Here is a 21,099-nt window from a genome sequence, read left to right on the forward strand (position 1 = left end):
TCGGTACCGATGTAGTTGTGGTTGAGCATCCTGGCCTCTTCCTGAGCCAGAACAACAACCCGCCGCGCGCGGTCGGTGAACCTCTCGAACATCTCCTCGCTCCTCCCGGGGGTGCCGGTTACTATTAGATTCTAAAGTGTTTTGCCGAGGATCGGTGGCTGTTCGCAGTGGGCGTAAGAACTCGGGGCGGCCCCGGTCCCGGCCGGTCCTCCGTCCGCCGGCCCCGACCTGGAAGGGACCCATGTCTCTCGAGAACCATCCCATGGTCGACGCGCTCGTTCCCGGATCCGCCGATCGACCCGACGACCCGTACGAGCGGCGTGGGCGTCCGCGACGTCGATCGGGACCCGGTCCGGCGGCGCGGCGGCCGTCCCGCGAGAGCGGCCGCGGCGCTGCCGCGTCCTCCCGGTGCGCCGGGTGGGCGTCGGGCATGAGCATCCCGAGCGCGATCAGTCCCGTTTGCGGATCAGCGTGACGCCGTCCCCGATCGAGAGGATGACCGCCTCGACCCGGCCGTCCGCGGCGACATGATCGTTGAAATCGCGGATCGCCCGGGTGTCGGCGTCTCTCGCGCGCCTGGTCGCGGAGACCTCCGCGGGGGGAGCGTCGGTGACGGGGTCGACGACGTGGCCGCGCCACAGGACGTTGTCCGCCAGGACGGCGCCGCCCGATCGCATGCGCGGGAGCAGCTCCTCGTAGTAGGCGACGTAGTTCTCCTTGTCGGCGTCGATGAAGGCGAGATCGACGACCGGATCCGGGGCGAGCGCCCGTAGCGTGTCCAGCGCGGGGCCGAGCCGCAGCCGGATCCGGTCGGCCACGCCGGCCTGCGCCCAGGCCTCGCGGGCGATCCGCCCCCATTCCTTGTCGACGTCGCAGCACAGAAGGTGGCCGTCGGAGGCGAGGCCCCGGGCGATGCACAGCGACGAGTAGCCGGTGAAGGTGCCGATCTCGATCGCCCGGCGGGCGCCCATGAGCCGGGCCAGCAAGGTCAGGAACGCTCCCTCGTCGGGACCGATCTGCATCCGCGCCACCGGGCCGAGCCGGGCGGTCCGCTCCATGAGACGGCGCTGCGCGTCGTCCGGGGGGAGGCTGTGCGCGGTGAGGTAGCCGTACAGTTCCGCCGTCACCGGCGTGGTCTTGAGCGCGCACATGGCCCCGGCCTCTCCGTGGTCTCCCAGAAACTTTAATAAATTATAGCAACATCCTTCTCATTTCCGGGGTGCCCATGCCGCCCTTTTCTCTCCGCCGTGCTCGCTTTGAGCTGGTCAGTTAAGTGCCCACTGAAATCCTCGACGGCGCGGAACCCCGATGGCGTCGTTCGGAGCAGGGGTTGACGACGAGGAATCGCTATATAAAACTTCAGCGACAGGGCCCCGTCATCGATCCGCGGACCAGGCAGTGGCCCACCACACGTTCTCGACAGACGCTGGAGGTGTCTGGTTTGAGCTCTCTCCGTGAGACGTACGAGTCCCTCAACCTCGAACCCAAGCCGATTCGTCCGCACATCCTCGCCGCGGCCACCGTCGTCTTCGGTGACGACTACTACGGTGGCCGGCGCGAGACCATCAACCTGTCCGGCTTCGTCCAGCTGAACAAGTGGCCGATGCCGGGCTTCGAGCACCGGGTGGACGAGAAGGGCTACGCCGAGCTCGAGACCGAGCTGATCAGCGCGCCGGAAGTCGGCATCAAGGGGTACAGCTACGAGCTGGACGACCGCATCCAGGTGCTGTCCAACCCGTTCCTCCCCAACTCCGGCCACGTGCGCCAGATCGTCCCGGGCAAGAACTTCCCGGCCGAGTTCTACATCCGGCGCTTCGGCATCCTGGAGACCAGCACCCTGCGGCTGGCCCACCGCAACGTCATCGACATCTTCGGCGTGGTCGACAGCATCCCGCCGTACAAGAAGCCGCTGACCGGCCCGTACCTGGGCAGCCCGCGCGGCGACGGCCCGTTCGACGTGGTGCAGGCGCCCAACGTCGTGCGCGGGACGACCCTGCCCGAGGCCTGGTACCCGGCCAACGACCAGAACGAGCCGGTCGGCCTGACGCCCACGGTGTTCTTCGCCGCGAGCGCCGGCCCCTGCATGTCGATGCTGGTCGACCCCTCCATGATCATGCAGGTCTCCATGGAGGGCCGGATCGAGGTCGAGGTCAACGGCAAGACCGAGGTCATCGAGCTCGAGGGCGACTACCGCAAGGCGGCCGGCACGGAGATCCTTCTGTTCGGCCCCGACAAGCACGACGAAGGCCAGGGCGTCCTCGCCCAGATGGCCCGCGTCGCCCTCGTCGGCCACAACGAGGCCCTCGGCGGCCGCGTGATGCTGCGGGCGAGCTGGCCGCGGCCGTCCGGCGGCACGCTGGGCGACGGCACCGAGGACAGCCTCAGCCGGGTCAGGTTCCCGAGCGAGCTGCACATCGACGCCGAGCTCGAGATCGTGACGCCGCACGGCAACCTGTACGCGGCCAGCCCGGCCCACATCGCCGGCAAGCTCAGGGACCTCGACGCCACGGGCAGCGAGCTGAGCATGGTCGGCGCGGACGCGCCGCTCGTCACCACCGACGGCACGGTCAAGGCACGGCTGACCGGCGTCCGGCTGGCGATGCGCGACGCCCACGTCGGCGAGACGGCGGCGGTCAACATCTGAGGTTTCCCGCGAGCCTCTTGACGTGTCCGGCGGGACTGGATCTGATGGAAATTCCGATAGTTCCAGTCCCGCCGGGACGTGCGTGCGGCCCGCGCCGCCGGCCGTGCCGGGTACCTGCGAAGGGGAGGCGTCGTGGACCAGCGACTGCTGCTGATGCACCAGGCGATGCTCGCCGACCGGCCCCGGCTGGAGGCCTACGAGCGGGCGCTCGAGGACGCGATCCCGCCCGGCGGCGTGGTGGCCGACGTCGGGGCCGGCACGCTGGCGCTGTCCATGCTCGCGCTGCGGTGCGGCGCCGAGCACGTCTACGCCGTCGAGGCCGACCCTGAGATGGCGGCGGTCGCGGCCCGGATCGCCGAGCAGAACGACCTCAAGGGGAGGCTCACCCTCGTCCAGGGAGACGCGCGCCGGGTGCTGCTGCCCGTCAAGGCGGACGTCGTGGTCTCGGAGATGATGGGCAACCTCGGGCCGGAGGAGCAGATGATGGAGGTCCTCGGCTCCTTCGCGCGGCGCAACCTGGCCCCGGGCGGCCGGGTCGTTCCGCAGCGCCTGGTCACACAGCTGGCGGCCATCGAGTTCGACGGCGAGGGCTGGGGGATCTGGAACGAGGACTTCCTCGGCTACCGGCTGGATGCGGTTCAGGAATGTACAGCCCCCGCCGCCCAGCTGCACTTCTTCCAGCGTCCGCCCACGATGCTCAGCGAGCCGGCGGCCATCGCCGACCAGCGCGGCGGCAAGGGGTCGCAGCAGCGGCCGAGCCGGCGGCTGACCATCAACCGGACCGGCCGGCTGCACGCCATCGCCGGATACTTCACCGCCACCCTCGCGCCGGGCGTGACGCTGTCCAACCTCCCCTCCTACCCGGGCTGCAACTGGGCGGTCTGGATCTGGCCGCTCCGCCACACCGCGGTGTCGGCGGGGGACGTGCTGCACGTCCGGATGCACCGGCCCGAAGACGTCCGGGTGGCCACCGACTGGCGGCTTGAGTGCGGCCTCAGCAAGAAGGGAGGGCGCTGATGCCTTACGCGGCGGGGTCGGTGCGCGACATCCCGGTTCGCGGCGGCCTGAAACTGTGCGGGCTGACCTGGTCGGGACAGTACCTGTGGTATTCGGAGGCCGTGCAGAACCAGATCGCGGCGATGGACCCTCGGACCGGCGAGGTGGTGCGGCGGATCCCGTGCCCCGGCGTCCGCACGGACCTGACCACGCTCGGCGGCAGCCTCGTCCAGGTGGTGGGCGAGCAGCGGACCCTGCGCGTCATCGACCCCGAGTCCGGGGACGTCGTCGGCGAACTGCCCAACCCGCGGCCCGGGCGGCTCCTGTGCGGGCTGGAGGCCACGAGCCAGGGCGTGTGGACGGGATACGAGGACCTCCAGGTCATCGACCTGCGAAGCGTCGAGGATCTGCGCCTGATCGCCAGCTACCCGGTGCGCCGCCCGGTCGCCGGGGTCACCGTCTCCGACGACTACCTGGCCTACGCCGACTACCGCGGATGCTCCATCAACCTGGTCGATCTGAAGCAGGGGCGCGAGGTGGCGTCGATCACGGTCAACGGCAGTCCCACCGGGATCGCCTGGGACGGCCGCCTGATCTGGTACTGCGACCACGCGACCCTCCAGCTGCGGGCGATCGAGGTACCTGGAATCACCGGAGGCAGGCAGACCCATGACGACGACAGGCGCTGAGCGACGATCGGAGACGGCCCCCGCCGAACCAAAGGCCCCCGCACCGCTCGCGCTCGCCGGCCGGGGCGCGCACGTGCTGGTGATCCTCGCCGTGACCCTGGCGCCGGCCGGGGTCGTCGGGCTCCTCCGGACGGCGTTGCGCGGCCGCGCAGCGGGACGCCGGTACCTCTACCGGCGGACGGCCGTCCTGCTGATGCGGCTCGGCCCCACCTTCATCAAGGCCGGTCAGGTCCTCGGTACCCGGCGGGACGTGCTTCCCGCGGCGCTCTGCGACGAGCTGTCGGTCCTCCAGGACTCGGTGGCGCCGCTGAACCGCGCCGAGACGCGCCGCGCCTTCGCCGAGGCCTACGGCACGCGGGCGATCGAAGGGCGCTTCGCGCACCTCGTGCAGCGGCCGGTCGCCAGCGGGAGCGTGGCCTCCGTCTACCAGGGCACGCTCGCGTCCGGCGCCCAGGTGGCGATCAAACTGCGCCGCCCCGGCATCGACCGGGTGATGAGACAGGACCTCGCGCTGATGAGGGCGGGCGCAGCGCTGGCCGCCCGGCTGCCCGTGTTCCGCGGCGTTCCGGTCACCGACGTGGTGGACAACATGTGCGCCGCCGTCCTCGGGCAGCTGGACTTCGCCCGCGAGGCCGACAGCCTGACGCGGCTGCGCGGCAACCTCGCGCCCGTGCCCCGGGTGTGGGTTCCGCAGGTGCACCAGGCCGAGTCCCGGCCGCGCTGCATCGTCATGGAGTTCATACCGGACCTGGACGTGAGCGCCGCGGCGCAGTGCCCCCTGGCGATGCGGAAGCGGTTCGCGGCGTCGGCGCTGACCGCCATCTACCAGATGCTGTTCGTCGACGGCTTCGTGCACTGCGACATGCACCCGGGGAACCTCTACTTCACCCGCCAGGGGCAGGTCGTCGTGCTCGACGCCGGGTTCAGCGTGCAGCTGACCGAGCGCCTGCGCCGGCTGTTCGCCGAGTTCTTCATGAACATGTCCACCGGCCGGGGCCGCCGCTGTGCCGAGATCGTCATCGAGAGTTCGGCGGGTGTGCGCGACGACGCGGACCTCGAAGGCTTCGTCGTGCGGATGGCCGACCTGGTCGAGCGCAGCCACGGACTGCCGGCCAAGGAGTTCAGCCTGATCGCCTTCGCCACGGAGATGTTCGACCTGCAGCGCAGGTACGGCATCCACGCCGCGCCCGAACTGATCTTCCCGCTGCTGTCCCTGCTCGTCATCGAGGGCACCATCCGCGAGCTCGACCCGGAGATCGACTTCCAGGAGACCGCGAAGCCCGTCCTGAACCGCGGTCTCTTCGGCGCCCGGTAGGCGGTCCCGGCGCACGCCGGTCTCCGGTCGGAGTTCGAGGCCGGGTTATATAAGTTTGCTATTATTGTCCCGTGCATGCGTTCGATGTTCTCGGCGATCCGGTCCGCCGCCGCATCCTGGAACTGCTGTCCGTCGGCGGTCACTCCTCCGGGGAGATCTGCGCCGTCATCCAGGAGGAGTTCGGGATCTCCCAGCCGGCGGTGTCGCAGCACCTGAAGGTGCTGCGCGACAACGGGTTCGCCTCGGTCCGGGCCGAGGGGACGCGGCGGCTGTACGCGATCGACCCGGGGCCCCTGCGCGAGGTCGACACGTGGCTGGAGCAGTTCCGGCGGTTCTGGTCCCAGCCCCTCGACGCGCTGGCCACGGAGGTCGCCAGGGGCCGGCGCGAGGGTCGCGGCACGACAGGGAACCCCGCAACGCGGAAAGCGTGATCCAGGCCGGCTACAGGCGCGCGACGAGGTCGGCGAGCTCGGCGGCGACGGCCGTGGGGGACGGCAGGCCCGCGACCTCCGTGTGGACCTCGGCGGTCGCCGTCCGCAGCGTCTCGTCCTCGAGCAGGCGCTCCAGCATCGTCGCGGTGATCTCGTCGGCCGGCGCCGTCAGCCCGATTCCCCGGTCGCGCACGTCCTGCCCGATGGCTTCGGAGGCCACGTCCTGCGGGTCGAGGGCGACCATCTGCGGGATGCCGGCCTCCACCGCGGTCAGGACGGTGTTGGCGCCGCCGTGGTGCACGACCGCCGAGCACGTCCGGAACAGCTCGCCGAAGGGGACCCAGCCGTCGGCGGGCCGGACGTTCGGCGGCAGCGTGCCGAGGGCGGAGGTGTCGACGTTGCCGAGCGCGAGCACGAAGTCGGCGTCCACCTTCGAAGCGGCCTCGATGACCGGCGGCAGGGTGCCGAGGCCGAAGAACCTGGCCGAGAAGCCGCCGCCGAGCGAGAGGACGACCCTCGGCCGCTGCGGCCGCTGCCGCCACAGCCCGCCCAGGACACCGCCGCCGTCGTAGGAGTGCCCGCCCATGAACCCGCCCTCGGGCCTGGCGTGCAGCATGCTCGGCGGCAGCCGCTCCAGGATCATCGCGGGCCGCGGGATGGCCGGGACTCCGTACTCGCCGCACAGATCCGACAGCAGGCCGGCCGTCAGCTGATGGGTCCGCCCGGTGGTGAAGGGTCCCAGGTTCCGCTGGACGGCCGGGACGCCGAGCCGGGCGGCCGCCATCGCCCCGACCGTGGTCGTCTGCTCGTAGACGACGAGGTCCGGGCGCCACTGGTCGGCCACCTCCATGGTCCCGGGGACCAGCGGGCGGTTGAACCCGGCGAACATGGGCGCCCGGGGAGAGATGTCCCTGTCCGGCCCGACACTCCGGAACCACGTCTCCGCGAACTCGGGATCGTCCTCGAGAACCTTCTGCGCGATCGCCACGGCGTCGTAGCCCGGCGCGACGTCGACCACCGGCAGGCCCGCGTCGGCCGCCCATTCGGGGCGTTCCGCGAGCGCCACGAGCACCTCGTGACCCGCCGAGCGGAAGGCCCAGGCCAGGGGCACGAGCGTAAAGACGTGACCGGCCGCGGGGACGGAGATGAACAGCACGCGCATGGTGGGATCCTCCCTGGGGCATGGACCGAGCGCCGACGAGGAAATCTCCGGTCTACTCCTCCAGGAGATTACTATATATAGTTCAAGTGTCTAGCGAGCTGGAGGAGTTCGTGACGCTGCCGATCTGCCCGCCCGACCTGTCGGCCAGGCCGTACCGCGCGATCGTGGACCACCCCGCGGACGCGCCGGCCGACGCGGTGTTCCGCGCCTGGACGGAGCGGTTCGACCAGTGGTTCGCCCAGCCGGGTGAGGTCGTGATGAAGGCCGAGGTCAACGCGCCCTACTTCTTCCAGACCTGCCACGAGGGACGGCGGCATCCGCACTACGGCCGGTTCCTGCGGGTCGACCCGGACCGGCTGATCGAACTGACGTGGCTCAACGAGGCGGGAACCCGCGGGGTCGAGACGGTGCTGACCGTCGAGATGTCGCCCCGGCCGGGCGGCTCCCTGCTGCACCTGACGCACGCGGGCTTCCCGGACGAAAGGGCGAGGGTAGAGCACGAGACCGCGTGGAGATCGATCCTCCTGAACCGCCTCGATCCCGTGCTGCGGGGGACCGCGGCCTGACCGGTGGCGACGCGCGCCACGCGTTCCCGATCCGAGGAGTGTTCCGCATGGCCACTGCCGAAGAGTACGAAGCGCTCTTCAAGGCTTTCGACCACGACGGCGACGGCATCATCGAACAGACCGACGTCGACCTGCTCGTGCAGCGGTGGTGCCGCGCGCTGCACGTGCCGCCCGGCTCTCCGCAGTGGCTGGCGATAACGCGACCGTCCAACAGGCTGTGGCAGCAGCTGAAGGGGAGCGTCGACGAGGCCGGGGACAAGAAGGTGAGCAGGGAGGAGTGGGTCGCCTCGCACGAGCAGCCGGGCTTCGTCGACAGCGTCGCCATCCCATGGGGTGTCGCCGTGTTCGACATGGGCGCGGACGCCGACAAGCGAGTGTCCCTCCAGGTATGGATGACGACGCATTCGGCGACGGGCTACCCGCAGCTGGAGAGTCTGGCCGGATTCCAGGCGCTCGATGAGGACGGGGACGGCTATCTCGACAGGGATCCCTTCGTGAAGTACATCGAAGACTTCTACCACCGAGACGGCGCCTGACCGGTTCTGGGGCGGCTCCGCCATCGCGCCTGGTGCCGGCCCCGCGAGCGCCTCGGCATGGCGCGGGCGCGACGGCCGCCGGCCATCCGGCTCACGAAGTAATTAGACTTGCCTTATATAAGCCACAGGTTTATCATTTGCCTGGACGGCTCGAACGCGGAGTGAGGGAGGCGGGCGAGATGACGACGTCCCAGCCGGTGGCGGGCGAGAGTGTGCGCGGACCCCTGCTGACGCCCGGCGAGCGCCCCCCGAGGGCGGGCATGCTCTCGGCGTCGCTGACCTTCGCGTTCCGCTCGCTTCTGAAGATCAGGCGGGCACCCGAGGGGCTGTTCGGCGCCCTGCTGCAGGCGGTCATGTTCACCCTGCTCTTCACCTACCTCTTCGGCGGCGCGATCGCGGGGTCTCCCGGCGAGTACCTGGACTTCTTCCTCCCCGGTGTATCGGTCATCGCGATCGTGCTCGCGAGCATGAACACCGGGTTCGTGCTGAACGTGGACATCGACCAGGGGGTCTTCGACCGGGTGCGGTCGCTGCCGGTGTGGCAGTCGTCGGTGCTGGTCGGGGCGATGCTGGGCGATGTCGTGCGGTACGCGGTGGCGTCGGTCGTGCCGCTGCTGCTCGGGCTGGCGCTGGGGTTCCGCCCGGACGGCGGCCTGGCCGGGGTGGTGCTGGCGCTGCTGTTCCTCCAGGTGTTCGCCTTCAGCCTCGCCTGGATCTGGGCCCTGGTCGGCGTGGCGGTGCGCCCGGCGGCGTCGGCGCAGATGCTCATCATCACGCTGGACTCGATCCTGCTGTTCGGCAGCAACATCATCGCCCCGCGCGAGACCATGCCGTCGTGGCTGCAGACCGTCATCGGGGTCAACCCGATCACGCACGCGGCGACGGCCGTGCGCGGGCTGATGCAGGGCACCGAGACCGCGGGCCAGATGGGGCGGGCGTTCCTGGCCTGCGCGATCCTCGTCGCGGTCTTCGCTCCGCTCACGGCGTACGCGTATTCGCGGCGCGGCCGAGGTTAGCGCCGAGCGGGCCGCCGCACCTCCCTTCGGAGCGGGACGGCGGGCTGTGCTACCTTATTTTAAAGTCAGTTCGGTGAGGCGGTGGCGCGACCGCACCCGGTCCGGACGGAGGGTCATGCCTGGCCAGCGCACATCGGGTTCCGCGCCCGCACCACAGGAGCCGGGCGGGCCCCGGTACGTCGCCGACTACCTGGAACGCCTCGGCATCGGCGACCCGGGCGAGCCGTCGCTCTCCGGACTCTTCGCGCTGCACCGGGCCCATGTGGAGCGGGTGCCGTACGAAGTCCTGGAGATCCAGTTGGGGCGGCCGACCACCGCGGACCCGCGTGAGGCGGCCGGCCAGGTGCTGAAGGGGCGCGGCGGGTACTGCGTGCAGCTCAACGGCGCGTTCTCCACCCTGCTGACGGCGCTCGGATACGACGTCACGTGGCACCGGGCCGGCGTGCACGCCGGCCGTAAGCTGCCGCCGGTCGGGCCGGCCGAACCGGCTCCGCACCTGGTGCTCACCGTGAGCGCCGGGGGCGAGTCCTGGATGGTGGACGTCGGCCTCGGCGACGGGCTGCACGAGCCCCTGCCGCTGCGTGCCGGGGCGTACCGCCAAGGACCCTTCACCTTCCACCTCGGCCCCTCGCGGTTCGAGTCCGGCGGCTGGCGCTTCGAGCACGACGTCGGCGGCGCGATCGCCGGGCTCGACTTCTCGATGGCGCCCGCCGGTCCGGCGGACTTCGCCGAGTGGCATCCCTACCTGGCGACCGATCCCGAATCGCGCCTGGTGCGGACGGTCGCGGTGATGCGGCGCGACGCGACGAGCGTCGACAGCCTGACGGGATGCATGCTGCGGCACATCGACGACTCCGGCAGGACGACCAGGGAGCTCGGTACCTTCGCGGAGTGGTACGGCGCGCTCGCCGAGGTCTTCGGGCTCCCGCTGGCGGATGTGGGCCCGCAGGAGCGGACCGCGCTGTGGACGAAGGTCCGGGGCGCCCACGAGGCCTGGCTCGAGGCGAGGGCCCGGCGGGCCGCCGCCCGGGCCTGAGACGCCGTCCGGGCCGGGGCACACCGTCCGGGCGGGGGCACACCGTCCGGGTGGGGACACTCCGGCCGGGCCGGGGCGCACCGATCGGGCTATGCCGGTACCTCGACGCGCGTGTCGTCGCCGACGACCAGCCGAGGCCGGGCCGAGGCGCTCACGCTGGCGTTGCGGCCGATGATCGAGTCGTGCAGGCCGGTGAAGCCGGAGATCGACGCGTTGTCGAGGACGATGGAGCCGGCCACACCGGTGTGCCGCAGGACGCACCCCCGGCCGATCGAGGTGCGGGGACCGATGTGGCTGTCCTCGATGACCGAGCCCGCACCGACGATCACGGGGCCCTCGATGCGGGAGCGCACGATCCGCGCTCCGGCCTCGACGACGACCGCGCCGTCGATCTCGCAGTGCGCGTCGACGTCACCGGCGATGCCGGGCTGCAGCGACTCCAGGAGCCGGCGGTTGCACTCCAGGACGTCCTCCGCGCGGCCGGTGTCCTTCCAGTAGCCGCCGTACTCACTGGCCCGCACGTCCGCGCCCCGGGCCACCAGCCACTGGACGGCGTCGGTGATCTCGAGCTCCCCCCGAGCGCTCGGCTCGATCGCGGCCACCGCCTCATGGATGGCCGGGGTGAAGAAGTACACCCCGATCAGTCCGAGATCGCTCCGGGGCTCTTCCGGCTTCTCCACCAGCCGCTCGACCCGGCCTTCGACGTCCAGCTCCACCACTCCGAAGGCGCGCGGGTCGGCCACCTTGTGCACCAGCACCTGGGCGTCGGGGCGCTGCGCGGCGAAGTCCAGGGCGACGTCGGCGACTCCGCCGGGCAGCATGTTGTCGCCCAGGTACATCACGAAGTCGTCGTCGGCCAGGAAGGAGCGGGCCAGGATCACGCAGTGCGCGAGACCGAGCGGCCTGTCCTGGCGGATGTAGGTGACCCGCGCGCCGAGACGGGAACCGTCGCCCGCGAAGTCGATGATCTCCTGGGCCCGGTCGCCGACGATGATGCCGATCTCCGTGACACCGAGCGCGCGGATGTTGAGAAGGACGTACTCGAGGACCGGCTTGTTGGCGATCGGCATCAGCTGCTTGGCCATGGAGTGGCTGAAAGGACGCAGCCGCATTCCCGATCCACCCGCCAGCACCAGTGCTTTCATCGGTTGCTTCCTCGCAGGCGCATTGAAGGAGCGCCGGTCTCTTGCCAAGGGGACAGGAGCCCGGCGGAGATGGTTTCGGCCATGGTGGGCGCCGCCGCGTCCCTGTCGGACAGCAGCGGCGGGTCCGTGATCCCCCAGGGAAGCGCGAGGTCGGGATCCAGCGGATTGATGGAGATCTGGACTTCGGGGGTGTAGGTGCTGGACAGGGCGTAGCAGATGCAGGTGTCGTCGGTGAGCGCCAGGAAGGCGTGGCCGGCGCCTTCCGGGACGTAGACGCTCCGGCCCGACCCGGCGTACAGCTCATTGACCGCGTGGTGCCCGAAAGCCGGGGAACCGACCCGCAGGTCGACCACGATGTCGCGCACCGCGCCTCTGACACAGGTGACGTACTTGGCCTGTCCGGGCGGGACGGTCACGCTGCGGATGCCGCGGAGCGTGTTGCGCCGCGACGTCGAACAGTTGATCTGACGGGGTACGAAAGGGCGCCCCAGCGTGGCTTCGAGGACGTCGGCGCGCATGACCTCGAAGAAGTCGCCCCGGCGATCCGCGTCGTGGTCGGAGGTGAAGACGTAGGCCCCGGGAACGGCCGTCTCACTGACGTGCATGGTGCGCCGATCGTGGCAGTCGCATCGTGGGGCCGCCTTCAGCTCCGGTCGGCGCGGTACGTCGCACGCAGGGTGGTCGAGGGGGCCAGCCAGGCCATGTCGGCGACGTTGGCGCGCGCGTGGGTCCAGTTCGCCACCAGCCGCCAGCCGCGGGCCCGCATGTAGGCCGTGACGGCCTGCCGGGTCGCCCCGCGGCGGTAGCGGGCCTCCGCGCTGCCCTCGATCACGGCCAGGTCCAGCCGGTCCAGGTCCGCGCCCGCCAGCACGTCCAGTTCCGCGCCCTGGGCGTCCACCACGAGCACGTTGCAGCCGTGCTGGACCTCGCGCACCGGAACGACCTCGGTGGTGTCCAGCCTGGTCACCGTCATCGGCGGCAGCGGCGCCAGCAGGCTGGCCTGCTGGTCGTACTCCGTGACGTGCAGGGTGGCCGTTCCGCGCTCCCGTCCCGCCGCGGCCATGACGACCTCCCGGGAGGGCGGGCCCCCCTCCGGCTCCGGCCGACCGGACAGGTGGCGCCCGAGTTCACGGGCGAGCGCCGCCGAGTGGTCCCGGTTGGGCTCCACCATGACGAGGCGCCGGAAACCGCACCGGACGAGCGCCGGCACCTCCTGCCCGACATGTGCGCCGACCTGCACCACTCCCACCGGTGCCACGCCGAGCCGGTCCATCAGCCCCGGGAGCTGCCGCTCCCATCGGACGTACACCGGGGCGGCGGACCGGTCGATCTCGGTCAGGGCGCGGCCCTGCGAGGCGGGGGAGGACCCGTGGGACATCGACGTACCTCCAGAGAAGACGGACACCACCGCGGTGTTAACTTTAGAAGCATATAGTACAGTGAGGTGGCGCGACCGGCCCGGGCGGTCCTCCCCAGGATCGCGCCGCGGCGGGCTGCAGCGGTGAGTCCGCGCGGAACGCGGGACGGACCGGGGCGCCGTCGGTTGAGGAGTCATACATGGCCTTGCGTGATGTACGTGTCCTGCTTCTGTACCCGCCGAACCAGACCGCCCCGGGGACGGTGTGCAAGCCGAACGGATCGCTCGCCTACCCCAACCTCGGCGGCGCCCTGCGCGACCACGGCGTCGACGTGCGCGTGTTCGACGCGTGCGTCGGCGACGACTCCGACGAGCTCGACGGGATGTTCGACAGGCCCGTCCAGCTGCCGAGCGGCCTCCTGCGCACGGGCGTCAGCGATCAGCGGATCCTGGAAGAGGCGGCGGCGTACGACATCGTGGGGATCACCTCGATCTTCACGGACCAGGAGACGATGGTCCTGGACTGCGCGCGGCTCCTCCGGGCGGCCTTCCCGGAGAAGGTCCTCGTCTCGGGCGGGGTCAACGCCCGGTCGCGGCTGCCGCAGTTCTTCCGGGCCGGTTTCGACGTCGTCTGCCTCTCCGAGGCCGAGGGCACGATCACCAGGATCGTCGACGAGGTGCGCAGGTCGGCCCGTCCGGACTTCGCGGCGATCAGCGGCGTCGCGTTCCTGGACGCCGGTGAGATCCGCGTCAACCCCGCGCGCCCGGACGATGTGGTGTGGGATCTGGACACCCTCCCCATGCCGGCCTGGGACCTACTGCCGAACGAGCGGTACTGGACCATCGCACGGCCGCACTCGGGCGTGTGGGAGTCCGGTACGGAGCTGCGCTATGCGGACATGATGACCTCGCTCGGCTGCCCCTTCCACTGCGCCTACTGCCACATAGCAGGGGAGCAGGAGGGGAGCATGAGCGGCCCCATCGGGCGCTACCGCGCGAAGTCGGACGACCGCGTGCTGCGGGAACTGGACGTCCTGAAAGGGCTGGGCGTGGAGCACGTGATGATCGAGGACGACTCCCTGCTCGGGAACAAGAAGCGCGCCCTGCGGCTGCTGCGGAAGATCCAGGGCGCCGGAGTCGACATCTGCGACCTGAACGGCATCAACATCATCCACCTCCTCAAGCGGTGGAAGCCCGATCACGAGGTGCTGGAGGCCCTGGCCGAAGCGGGGTTCACCCAGCTCAACCTTCCGTTCGAGTCGGGCAATCTCCGGATCCTGCGCAAGTACGCGAGCAACAAGCTGAACATCGAGATGGCCGACATCGAATCGCTGATCGTGGCATTGAAGGACTACGGGTTCAAGATTTTCGGTAACTACATGATGGGTTACCCGGATGAGACCCTGGAGGAGATCCAGAACACCGTGCAGCTGGCCCGCGACCACGTTTCCTTCGGTCTCGACGCCGCGAACTTCTTCATCGTGGTCCCGCTCCCGGGGACGCCTCTGTTCGACACGGCGATCTCGGAGGGGCATCTGCGGAGCGACTTCGACCCGGACACGATGAACATCTACCGGGCGAACATGGCCGGAACGGTCGTGCCGTCCCACGTTCTCGAGGAGTTGCGCAGCCGTGCGTGGGAGGAGGTCAACTCCCCGACATGGAAGAACGCGAAGAGGGCCTGGGCCGCGACGGAGAGCTGACGGCCCTCGGGCAGTGCCGGACCGGCGACGGTCCCGGAAGGGCGGGGCCGTGGCGCAGAAGGCGCAGGCGCCCGGCCGCGCGGCCGAGGTTCCGCGACGCGCGGGCATCCGGGTATACACTTCTAAAGTGAACCTGGGAGGCGGTACGGGTACGTGAATCAGCGTCGGAACTACGGACAGTACTGCGGCCTCGCCGGCGCGCTGGACATCGTCGGTGAGCGCTGGACGCTGCTGATCATCCGGGAACTGCTCACCGGCCCCTGCCGCTACAACGAGCTCCTGGCCAACCTGCCCGGCCTCGGGACCAACCTGCTGGCGGACCGGCTGAAGTTCCTCACCGAGGTCGGAATCATCCGGCAGCGGCCCCGCGAAGGTTCGAAGGTCCGGGTGTACGAACTCACGGAGCAGGGCGAGGGCCTGCGCGAGGCGGTGCTCGTGCTCGCGCGCTGGGGGCTCGGCGTGCTCACGGAGCCCAAGGGCGAGTACATCGTGCGTCCCCGGTGGGCGGTGCTCGCGGTGGAGGCGATGGCGGCCCCGACCGTGGAAGGCCCCGACGAGCAGTACGAGTTCCGCATCGACGACGACGTGTTCCACATCACGGTGCACGAGGGCAAGGTGTCGGTCGCCCATGGGAAGGCGACCACCGAGCCGGCGCTCGTCGTCCACACGGACGCGGTGACCTTCGTCGACATCGGTGCCGGGCGCCTGGACCCGCTGGAGGCGACGCTCACGAAGCGCATCGTCATGGAGGGCGAGGAGGACGCGATCATCCGCTGCTCGCGCCTGCTCGGCCTGGTGGCCTGAGAGCGCTCCTGCCCGGGGAGTGCCGGCGGCCGGCTTCCGGCCTTCAAAGGCAGATCTCGATAGCCGCGCACCCCGTGCCGGTAAAACCGCATGCGTCCGGGGACGCGGTCCTCGGTGCCGCGTTCTACGGCGGATCTTCCGTCGCCGCCCCGCCGGCCGCGACGGACTTGGAAGTCTTATCTTGACGCAGTCGCGGCGATAGCTTTTACTGGCGGCGAGCGCCTCTATTTCCATGACGACATGACGACGACGTTGCATCTCGGCGCAGAGTAATGAGCCCACTACGTGATCGCCATAGACATGAAGCCGTCAGCCGATTCTGATCGCCGATAGGACGGAATGCGAAGAGCGGGTCGCGGCCGTCATCGGGAAGGTGCCATCAGTGGAGCATGTGCGCATGACCAGGCCGGCTCGTCCGAACCTCAGCGCGGGTGGCCTGACATCATACGGCTTCGCCATCGAAGCCGCGATCGGTCGGCGACCCATGCGCTACCTGATCGGCCGCCGTTTTGTCGACCACTCGGCAGTGACCGCCCTATTCGTTCTGCTCCCGCAGATCCTTGCCGGAAGTCATGTCTGGATAACCGAGAACCCCGCTCGCGGTGAATGCGAAGTGGAAACGCATATACCCACGATGAGGAATTCGGTTCGCCTGGTCGAGCGCTACCTGTTCGACTGCCTTCCGCTGACCGATATCGGATATCTGGATCTCATGGCCTGGCGTTATCCGGGGCTCGGTGCCGATCCCGAGAACGTGGCGGTCGACATGTCCTGGAGCCGGTGGTCCGCGGCCGAGCCGCGGTGCTATCTGGGACCGGTCACCACGCCCGGCCTCACCGTCACCGAGGCGATCGACCACGAGACCGGCATGGTCGTCGCGCGTGCCGTCGAGCGTCTCCGGGAACCGTTCCGCCGCTGGGAGGTCGTGGAGATGGGCCGTCCGGACGTGGGCGGGCTGCCCGAGCGGGTCAGGGCCTCCCGCGCGCGGACCGGTGGTTGGACGGACTTCCGCCGTGTCGGGGAGCCGGTCCCCGTCCCGCAGGAGGCCTTCGACGCCGGGCCCGCACGACTCCGGGAGGCGCTTGAGGACGGTCTCTCCGGAACGGCGGCCTGAGGATGGTGGATCGTGCCGGCGCCCGCTCCCTGGCGACGCGAACGGTCCGGATAGGGGCGTTCGGCGGAGCGGCCGCGGCCCGCATGGCGGCCATCGCCGCGTCCTCTCCCAAGAGCACTCGCGGAACGCGGCTGGCCGCCGAACTCGCACGTCTCATGGAACGGCTTGGCGGGGCCTTCGTGAAGGCAGGGCAGATTCTCGGAACCCGCGTCGACCTCGTGGGGGAGACGGTCGCGACCGCGCTCGGCAGGCTGCACGACAGTGTGGAGCCCATGGCCCCCGAGGAGGCGCTGCGGACCATCCGCGCCGGACTCGGGCTGATACCACCCGAGTTCGTGCGGGCGGTCGGAGGGCCGTCGGTGGCCGGCGGCTCGATCGCCTGCGTGTACCGCGCGGAACGCGGGGGCCGGGCGGTCGCGGTGAAGGTGCGCCGGCCCGGAGTGGGCGCCGCGATCGCGGCGGACATGGCCGTGCTGCGGGCCGCCGCCGTTGTCGCCGCACGGCTCCCGGCCCTGCGGCGGGTGCCGTTCATGGAGATCGTCGACCAGGTCGGCGACTGCCTCATGGCCCAGCTCGACTTCGGTGCGGAGGCGGCGAACCTGCGGCGGCTGCACGACGATCTCGCCGAGATGCCGGGCGTCGTCGTCCCGAGGCCGGTCCCCGAGCTGAGCGGGGACGGGGTCATCGCGATGGAGTTCATCGAGGGCCTCGATCGCGGCGCGATCGAGGCCCTCCCCGCCCGGGTCCGCGAGGGGCAGATCACCTCGCTGGTGCACGCCGTCTACCGGATGCTGTTCGTCGAGGGTTTCATCCACATCGACCTCCACCAGGGGAACACCTACTTCATGCCCGACGGCACCGTCGTGCTCCTGGACGCCGGTCTGGTCTTCCGTATGAGCCCCGAGGCCCGGGAGAGGTTCACCGGCTTCTTCGCCGGCATGATCCGGGGAGACGGGGAGGTGTGCGCCGACATCCTGCTGTCGACGGTGCGGCGTACGGACCCGGAGACGGATATTGCGGCCTTTCGTGCCGAGGTATCCGACCTTGTCGTGCGAAATGTCGGTGTGGTGGCCCGAGACTTCGATCTCCCCGCGTTCTGCCTCGATCTTTTCGATCTGCAGCGGAAACACCGCCTCTACGCCGAGCCTGAGTTCATATTCCCCATGCTCTGCCTGCTCACATTGCAAGGTCTGGTCAAGCGTTACCATCCGATGATGGACTTCCAGTTGGAGGCCGCGCCATTCGTGATGCACGGCCTCCTGGTGATGAGCGGCGCGACCGGCTGAGGCGTGGCCCCGGCAGGAGCGCGAGGAGAGAACCGTGCGGGTGCATGGCCAGGGCTCATCGGCGGCGCGCCGGACCCATGGGGCCGGCTGTGAGTGGGAAGCCCCCTCGGCGTGATCTCAGCGACCTTAGGCGGGCGGCTTTGCCGGTCACGGAATTAGCGGCGCGGCGTGGTTTCGGCGATGTGCGCTTTCTCGGCCGGGTGAGGTCTGCCGGTGGGTGGCGCCGGGCGGTCGAGCAGAGGATTCATGGGCTCGTCCCACGGCGGTCCGCCCGCCGCCGTCACGGACCAGCGCGCCGCCGGCACCGCCTGCCGGGGCAGGTCCGCGCCCCGATCGCCGGCGTGAGGGCCGTGTCGCCGGCGCCGGCCGGGCAGGAGCCGGGCCCCGGACCGCACGAATTCCCGGGAGACATCGCGCATGGGCGTGATGAGCGAGATCACGCAGCGCCCAACGCCATTGAGCTGATCTTTTGTGGTGAGACAACTTCATAGCGTGGCTTCGTGCTGTTCGGGCCGACGCGAACCGTCCACGGGGCTTCGAGAGCTTGCCTGTCCGAGACTACTAAGAGCATGTCTCATGTGGTGTACGGACGGATGCGGCATGATCGGTGTTCGTGTTCTCGGACCTTGCGATCCGGTTGGTGCCGGACGAGCTGTGGGAGATCGTCGGCCCGCTGATCCCGGAGTTCGCGCCGCGGCGCCAGGGCGGTGGGACGGCGCCGGTGGACGATCGGATGGTGTTCACCGCGGTCGTGTACGTGCTGACCAGCGGGTGCGCCTGGCGGCATCTGCCGGCCGAGTTCGGTGTGAGCGTGCCCACCGCGCATCGCCGCTTCACCGCGTGGACCAGGGCGGGGCTGTGGCCGCGCCTGCAGCGCGCCGCGCTGGAGGAGTCCGGGACGCGCGGGCAGCTCGCCTGGGCTACGGCGATCGTGGAGGCCGCCGCCGCCCGTGCGGAACGGGCGACGAACTGACCGGCGCCCGCGCAGGGCCGTGCGGGCGAGACCCCGGGAACCAGACCTCCGGTTCCGTCGTGGTCCGAGCAGGCCGCCTGCTCACGCGGTAGTGCCGCCCTCGCCAGGTCTCAGGAAATTGATCTTATCCACGTGAGACACGCTTGAAAGGTCAATGTTCCTGGTGCATCTCGATGAGATCACCTCGGCAAGGCGTTAATAACCGATTCACCCTATTGACAAGCTGGTGAAATAGTTTGACGATGACCATCATTGCGGCTCACCTCGACGGCTGGAGACGATCGCAGGCGGCGGGTGACGGGCGTTAGGCGCGATCGAAGGGGGGCGGCCGACGGTGGTGGGCGATCGGAGGGGGCCGAAATTAAGTCTGCCGGGGAATTCGCATGCGCCACGGGCAGGGGGATCCGCAGAGGCCGTGGTCGACAAATTCATCTCCAGCCTGTGACTTAATTCGGCAACACGCAGCGCATCGCGACTGTTCGGGAGGATATTCGTGTCCGGCTCCGGAAATGGGCAGCGTTACACATCGCCTCATCGGTCTCCCATTGAAGAGGCAAACCGGGTCTCGGCGGCCAGAATGGTGATCGACCAGTCGGCGAGGCCGCGGCGAAGCGGCTTGGAGCTGCCCCCCCGACTTCCCTTCGAAACGTGGCAGCGGATCGGACGCCAGATATCCCTCATCTCGGACTGCTCGCGCTGGTGGCTCGGCGACTGGCTCATCTACGGAGAGCGGCATTACCCGAACCGGTACCGGATGGCCATAGAGGCCACGTCGCTCGACTACCAGACGCTCAAGAACTACGCTTGGATCGCGCGCCGCATCCCGAGGTCCCGCCGGCGGGACCAACTCAGCCTCCAGCACCACGCGGAGGTGGCCGCGCTCCCGCCATCCGACCAGGAGCACTGGCTGCAGCAGGCGGCAGAACTGGGATGGACGAGAAGAGAGCTCAGAAAGCGCCTGCGGGGAATCCGCAACGGTGACGACGGCAAGAAGCCGGATGAGGCTACCGTCCGCATCGATGTGCTCGCTGAGCGGCAACGCCGCTGGCAGGAGGCCGCCGAAGCGGCGGAGCTCAGCCTGGCGGAATGGATCGTGGTCATTCTCGACCAGGCCGCGGGCCAGGCCGGCGAAGGCGTTGCGAAGAACGACGAAGAGGCGTGACTTTTCGCCGAGCCGAGTGTATGTGTAGAAGGGCGTAAGGCCACTCCTGCGCACTGCGCGGAAGTTCATGGGGCGCCAGTCGGCCACCTTTCGGCCGCGATGCCCGTAGACCGTCTGACCGATGGCCACGGCGGTCGTCGCCAGTACGGCGAGAAACTCCTCGGCTGAACGCCGCCGGTCAGTATTGCCACTGTGGGGTTGAAATGGCCGCTGTAGGGAATCTGCTGACGCCGCCGTTGCGCGGCTTTCTGGAAATCGATCCCAAGACCCTCGACGTCGAGCGCCTGGGTTTTCCGCCGGGTGATCCGCAGGCTCGTGCCCGGCTGGCGGACGTGGTGCAGAGCTTCGCCACCGGATTCAACACCGCCCTCGGAGCGGATCCGGCGAGCCTGGATTTCAAGGCGCTGCCGCACGACCTACGTGGATTCGCCTTCGAGGGCGCGGCCATGGGCGTCGCCCTGGTCGACCTCGGCACGCTTTCGGGGGGCCGCAGGGTGCGCGCGCTGGCCGAAGGGGCCGGCGCGCGGTACATCCACCTGATTCACGTCGGAGTCGGGTGGGCGTACGCGCGCACGCATCTGCATCCGTGGACGGGCATTCGCTTCGGGCGGCCACTGCTGCGTTGGCTCGTGTGGGACGGCTGGGGGTTCCACCAGGCCTTCTTCAAATCCCGGCGGGTGTTGGTCCGGCACTGGGTCGAGCGGCCGGCACGCGGAACTATGCGGACGATTCGGGATCAGGGCGTCGGCCGTGCGCTGTGGTTCTACGCCGGCGGCGATCCGGTCGGGGTGGCCGGGACGATCGGGGCCTTTCCGGCCGCCCGCCGGTCCGACGTGTGGGCGGGCATCGGCCTGGCCGCCGCGTACACCGGCGCGCTGCCCCCGGAGCGGTTGGGCGAGCTGCTGGACCGGGCCGCGGGCTTCGAGGAGCACATCGCCCAGGGCGCCGCGTTCGCGGCGAAGGCGCACGTGGTGTCGCAGGAGGTGCCGGAGCGGTCGGCGGCGGCGATCGAGACGCTGACCGGAGCCGCCCCCGCGGTGGCCGCGGCGTGGACGGACGAGGCGGCGGTGACGGCCGAGCGCTGCGGCGGCGGTCCGGAGGGCTACGAGGTGTGGCGCGCGAGGGTGCGCCAGGCGTGGCGGAAGCACAACGAGGGGTGAGGGC

General features: G+C 69.9%; 21 protein-coding genes. 16 read left to right on the forward strand and 5 right to left on the reverse strand.

Annotated elements, in window-relative coordinates; all coding sequences use genetic code 11:
• Positions 1 to 449: 449 nt before the first annotated feature.
• Positions 450 to 1,151 carry an O-methyltransferase gene (locus tag CHC11_RS34050; protein WP_089315996.1) on the reverse strand — a complete coding sequence of 234 codons (702 nt, stop codon included), beginning with the start codon at positions 1,149 to 1,151 and terminating at the stop codon, positions 450 to 452.
• 290 nt (positions 1,152 to 1,441) lie between these two features.
• Between CHC11_RS34050 and CHC11_RS34055 the strand changes: the two genes are divergently transcribed.
• The 5 genes from CHC11_RS34055 to CHC11_RS34075 all read left to right on the forward strand — a co-directional run bounded on the left by CHC11_RS34055 (position 1,442) and on the right by CHC11_RS34075 (position 6,075).
• A complete protein-coding gene (locus CHC11_RS34055) occupies positions 1,442 to 2,644 on the forward strand; it encodes a DUF6004 family protein (RefSeq protein WP_089315997.1) in 1,203 nt (400 codons plus the stop codon).
• A 132-nt stretch (positions 2,645 to 2,776) separates the two neighbouring features.
• Positions 2,777 to 3,661: a class I SAM-dependent methyltransferase gene (locus CHC11_RS34060; protein ID WP_089315998.1), complete on the forward strand. Its 885-nt coding sequence runs from the start codon at positions 2,777 to 2,779 to the stop codon at positions 3,659 to 3,661.
• Entirely contained in the window at positions 3,661 to 4,329 is a 669-nt protein-coding gene (locus tag CHC11_RS34065) for an NHL repeat-containing protein (protein ID WP_089315999.1), read from the forward strand. Before CHC11_RS34060 ends, CHC11_RS34065 begins: the two co-directional genes overlap by 1 nt.
• Entirely contained in the window at positions 4,310 to 5,644 is a 1,335-nt protein-coding gene (locus CHC11_RS34070) for an ABC1 kinase family protein (RefSeq protein ID WP_089316000.1), read from the forward strand. The genes CHC11_RS34065 and CHC11_RS34070 overlap by 20 nt, the downstream gene beginning before the upstream one ends.
• A gap of 71 nt (positions 5,645 to 5,715) precedes the next feature.
• Complete coding sequence (locus tag CHC11_RS34075) at positions 5,716 to 6,075, forward strand: ArsR/SmtB family transcription factor (RefSeq protein WP_089316001.1); 360 nt, start codon at positions 5,716 to 5,718, stop codon at positions 6,073 to 6,075.
• 10 nt (positions 6,076 to 6,085) lie between these two features.
• Here the strand turns inward: CHC11_RS34075 and CHC11_RS34080 are convergent, their stop codons facing one another.
• Positions 6,086 to 7,237 (reverse strand): nucleotide disphospho-sugar-binding domain-containing protein, encoded by a 1,152-nt coding sequence (locus CHC11_RS34080; protein ID WP_089316002.1) that lies wholly within the window; start codon positions 7,235 to 7,237, stop codon positions 6,086 to 6,088.
• 86 nt (positions 7,238 to 7,323) lie between these two features.
• On the opposite strand from CHC11_RS34080, the gene CHC11_RS34085 reads away from it, so the two are divergent.
• From CHC11_RS34085 to CHC11_RS34100, 4 genes are all read left to right on the forward strand, one after another.
• The gene (locus tag CHC11_RS34085) at positions 7,324 to 7,803 is read left to right on the forward strand and encodes an SRPBCC family protein (RefSeq protein ID WP_218826360.1); all 480 of its coding nucleotides are present in this window, start codon (positions 7,324 to 7,326) and stop codon (positions 7,801 to 7,803) included.
• A gap of 47 nt (positions 7,804 to 7,850) precedes the next feature.
• Entirely contained in the window at positions 7,851 to 8,339 is a 489-nt protein-coding gene (locus CHC11_RS34090) for an EF-hand domain-containing protein (protein WP_089316003.1), read from the forward strand.
• A gap of 179 nt (positions 8,340 to 8,518) precedes the next feature.
• On the forward strand, positions 8,519 to 9,355 hold the full coding sequence (locus CHC11_RS34095) for an ABC transporter permease (RefSeq protein WP_089316004.1): 837 nt from the start codon (positions 8,519 to 8,521) through the stop codon (positions 9,353 to 9,355).
• 115 nt (positions 9,356 to 9,470) lie between these two features.
• On the forward strand, positions 9,471 to 10,391 hold the full coding sequence (locus CHC11_RS34100) for an arylamine N-acetyltransferase family protein (RefSeq protein WP_089316005.1): 921 nt from the start codon (positions 9,471 to 9,473) through the stop codon (positions 10,389 to 10,391).
• An 89-nt stretch (positions 10,392 to 10,480) separates the two neighbouring features.
• Here CHC11_RS34100 and CHC11_RS34105 read toward each other — a convergent pair whose 3' ends face one another.
• From CHC11_RS34105 to CHC11_RS34115, 3 genes are read right to left on the reverse strand one after another with little or no spacing between them, the layout of a single operon-like run.
• Positions 10,481 to 11,536 carry a glucose-1-phosphate thymidylyltransferase gene (locus CHC11_RS34105; RefSeq protein ID WP_089316006.1) on the reverse strand — a complete coding sequence of 352 codons (1,056 nt, stop codon included), beginning with the start codon at positions 11,534 to 11,536 and terminating at the stop codon, positions 10,481 to 10,483.
• A complete protein-coding gene (locus CHC11_RS34110; protein ID WP_089316007.1) occupies positions 11,533 to 12,141 on the reverse strand; it encodes a dTDP-4-dehydrorhamnose 3,5-epimerase family protein in 609 nt (202 codons plus the stop codon). The genes CHC11_RS34105 and CHC11_RS34110 overlap by 4 nt, the downstream gene beginning before the upstream one ends.
• 38 nt (positions 12,142 to 12,179) lie before the next feature.
• Positions 12,180 to 12,914: an FkbM family methyltransferase gene (locus CHC11_RS34115; RefSeq protein WP_179279144.1), complete on the reverse strand. Its 735-nt coding sequence runs from the start codon at positions 12,912 to 12,914 to the stop codon at positions 12,180 to 12,182.
• Positions 12,915 to 13,093: 179 nt separating this feature from the next.
• Between CHC11_RS34115 and CHC11_RS34120 the strand changes: the two genes are divergently transcribed.
• From CHC11_RS34120 to CHC11_RS34150, 7 genes are all read left to right on the forward strand, one after another.
• Complete coding sequence (locus tag CHC11_RS34120) at positions 13,094 to 14,596, forward strand: B12-binding domain-containing radical SAM protein (protein ID WP_089316009.1); 1,503 nt, start codon at positions 13,094 to 13,096, stop codon at positions 14,594 to 14,596.
• Between the two features lie 153 nt (positions 14,597 to 14,749).
• On the forward strand, positions 14,750 to 15,400 hold the full coding sequence (locus CHC11_RS34125; RefSeq protein ID WP_089316010.1) for a winged helix-turn-helix transcriptional regulator: 651 nt from the start codon (positions 14,750 to 14,752) through the stop codon (positions 15,398 to 15,400).
• A 382-nt stretch (positions 15,401 to 15,782) separates the two neighbouring features.
• Positions 15,783 to 16,514, forward strand: a complete 732-nt coding sequence (locus CHC11_RS34130; protein ID WP_143227427.1) for a hypothetical protein — start codon at positions 15,783 to 15,785, stop codon at positions 16,512 to 16,514.
• A gap of 2 nt (positions 16,515 to 16,516) precedes the next feature.
• Positions 16,517 to 17,800 carry an ABC1 kinase family protein gene (locus tag CHC11_RS34135; RefSeq protein ID WP_089316012.1) on the forward strand — a complete coding sequence of 428 codons (1,284 nt, stop codon included), beginning with the start codon at positions 16,517 to 16,519 and terminating at the stop codon, positions 17,798 to 17,800.
• A gap of 613 nt (positions 17,801 to 18,413) precedes the next feature.
• Complete coding sequence (locus CHC11_RS34140; RefSeq protein WP_179279145.1) at positions 18,414 to 18,773, forward strand: transposase; 360 nt, start codon at positions 18,414 to 18,416, stop codon at positions 18,771 to 18,773.
• Positions 18,774 to 19,350: 577 nt separating this feature from the next.
• Positions 19,351 to 19,935, forward strand: a complete 585-nt coding sequence (locus CHC11_RS34145) for an LmbU family transcriptional regulator (protein ID WP_089316014.1) — start codon at positions 19,351 to 19,353, stop codon at positions 19,933 to 19,935.
• 203 nt (positions 19,936 to 20,138) lie between these two features.
• Positions 20,139 to 21,095: a DUF1702 family protein gene (locus CHC11_RS34150; protein ID WP_089316015.1), complete on the forward strand. Its 957-nt coding sequence runs from the start codon at positions 20,139 to 20,141 to the stop codon at positions 21,093 to 21,095.
• The last annotated feature ends 4 nt before the right edge of the window (positions 21,096 to 21,099 follow it).

Source organism: Actinomadura mexicana (assembly GCF_900188105.1).
Lineage (GTDB): Bacteria > Actinomycetota > Actinomycetes > Streptosporangiales > Streptosporangiaceae > Spirillospora > Spirillospora mexicana.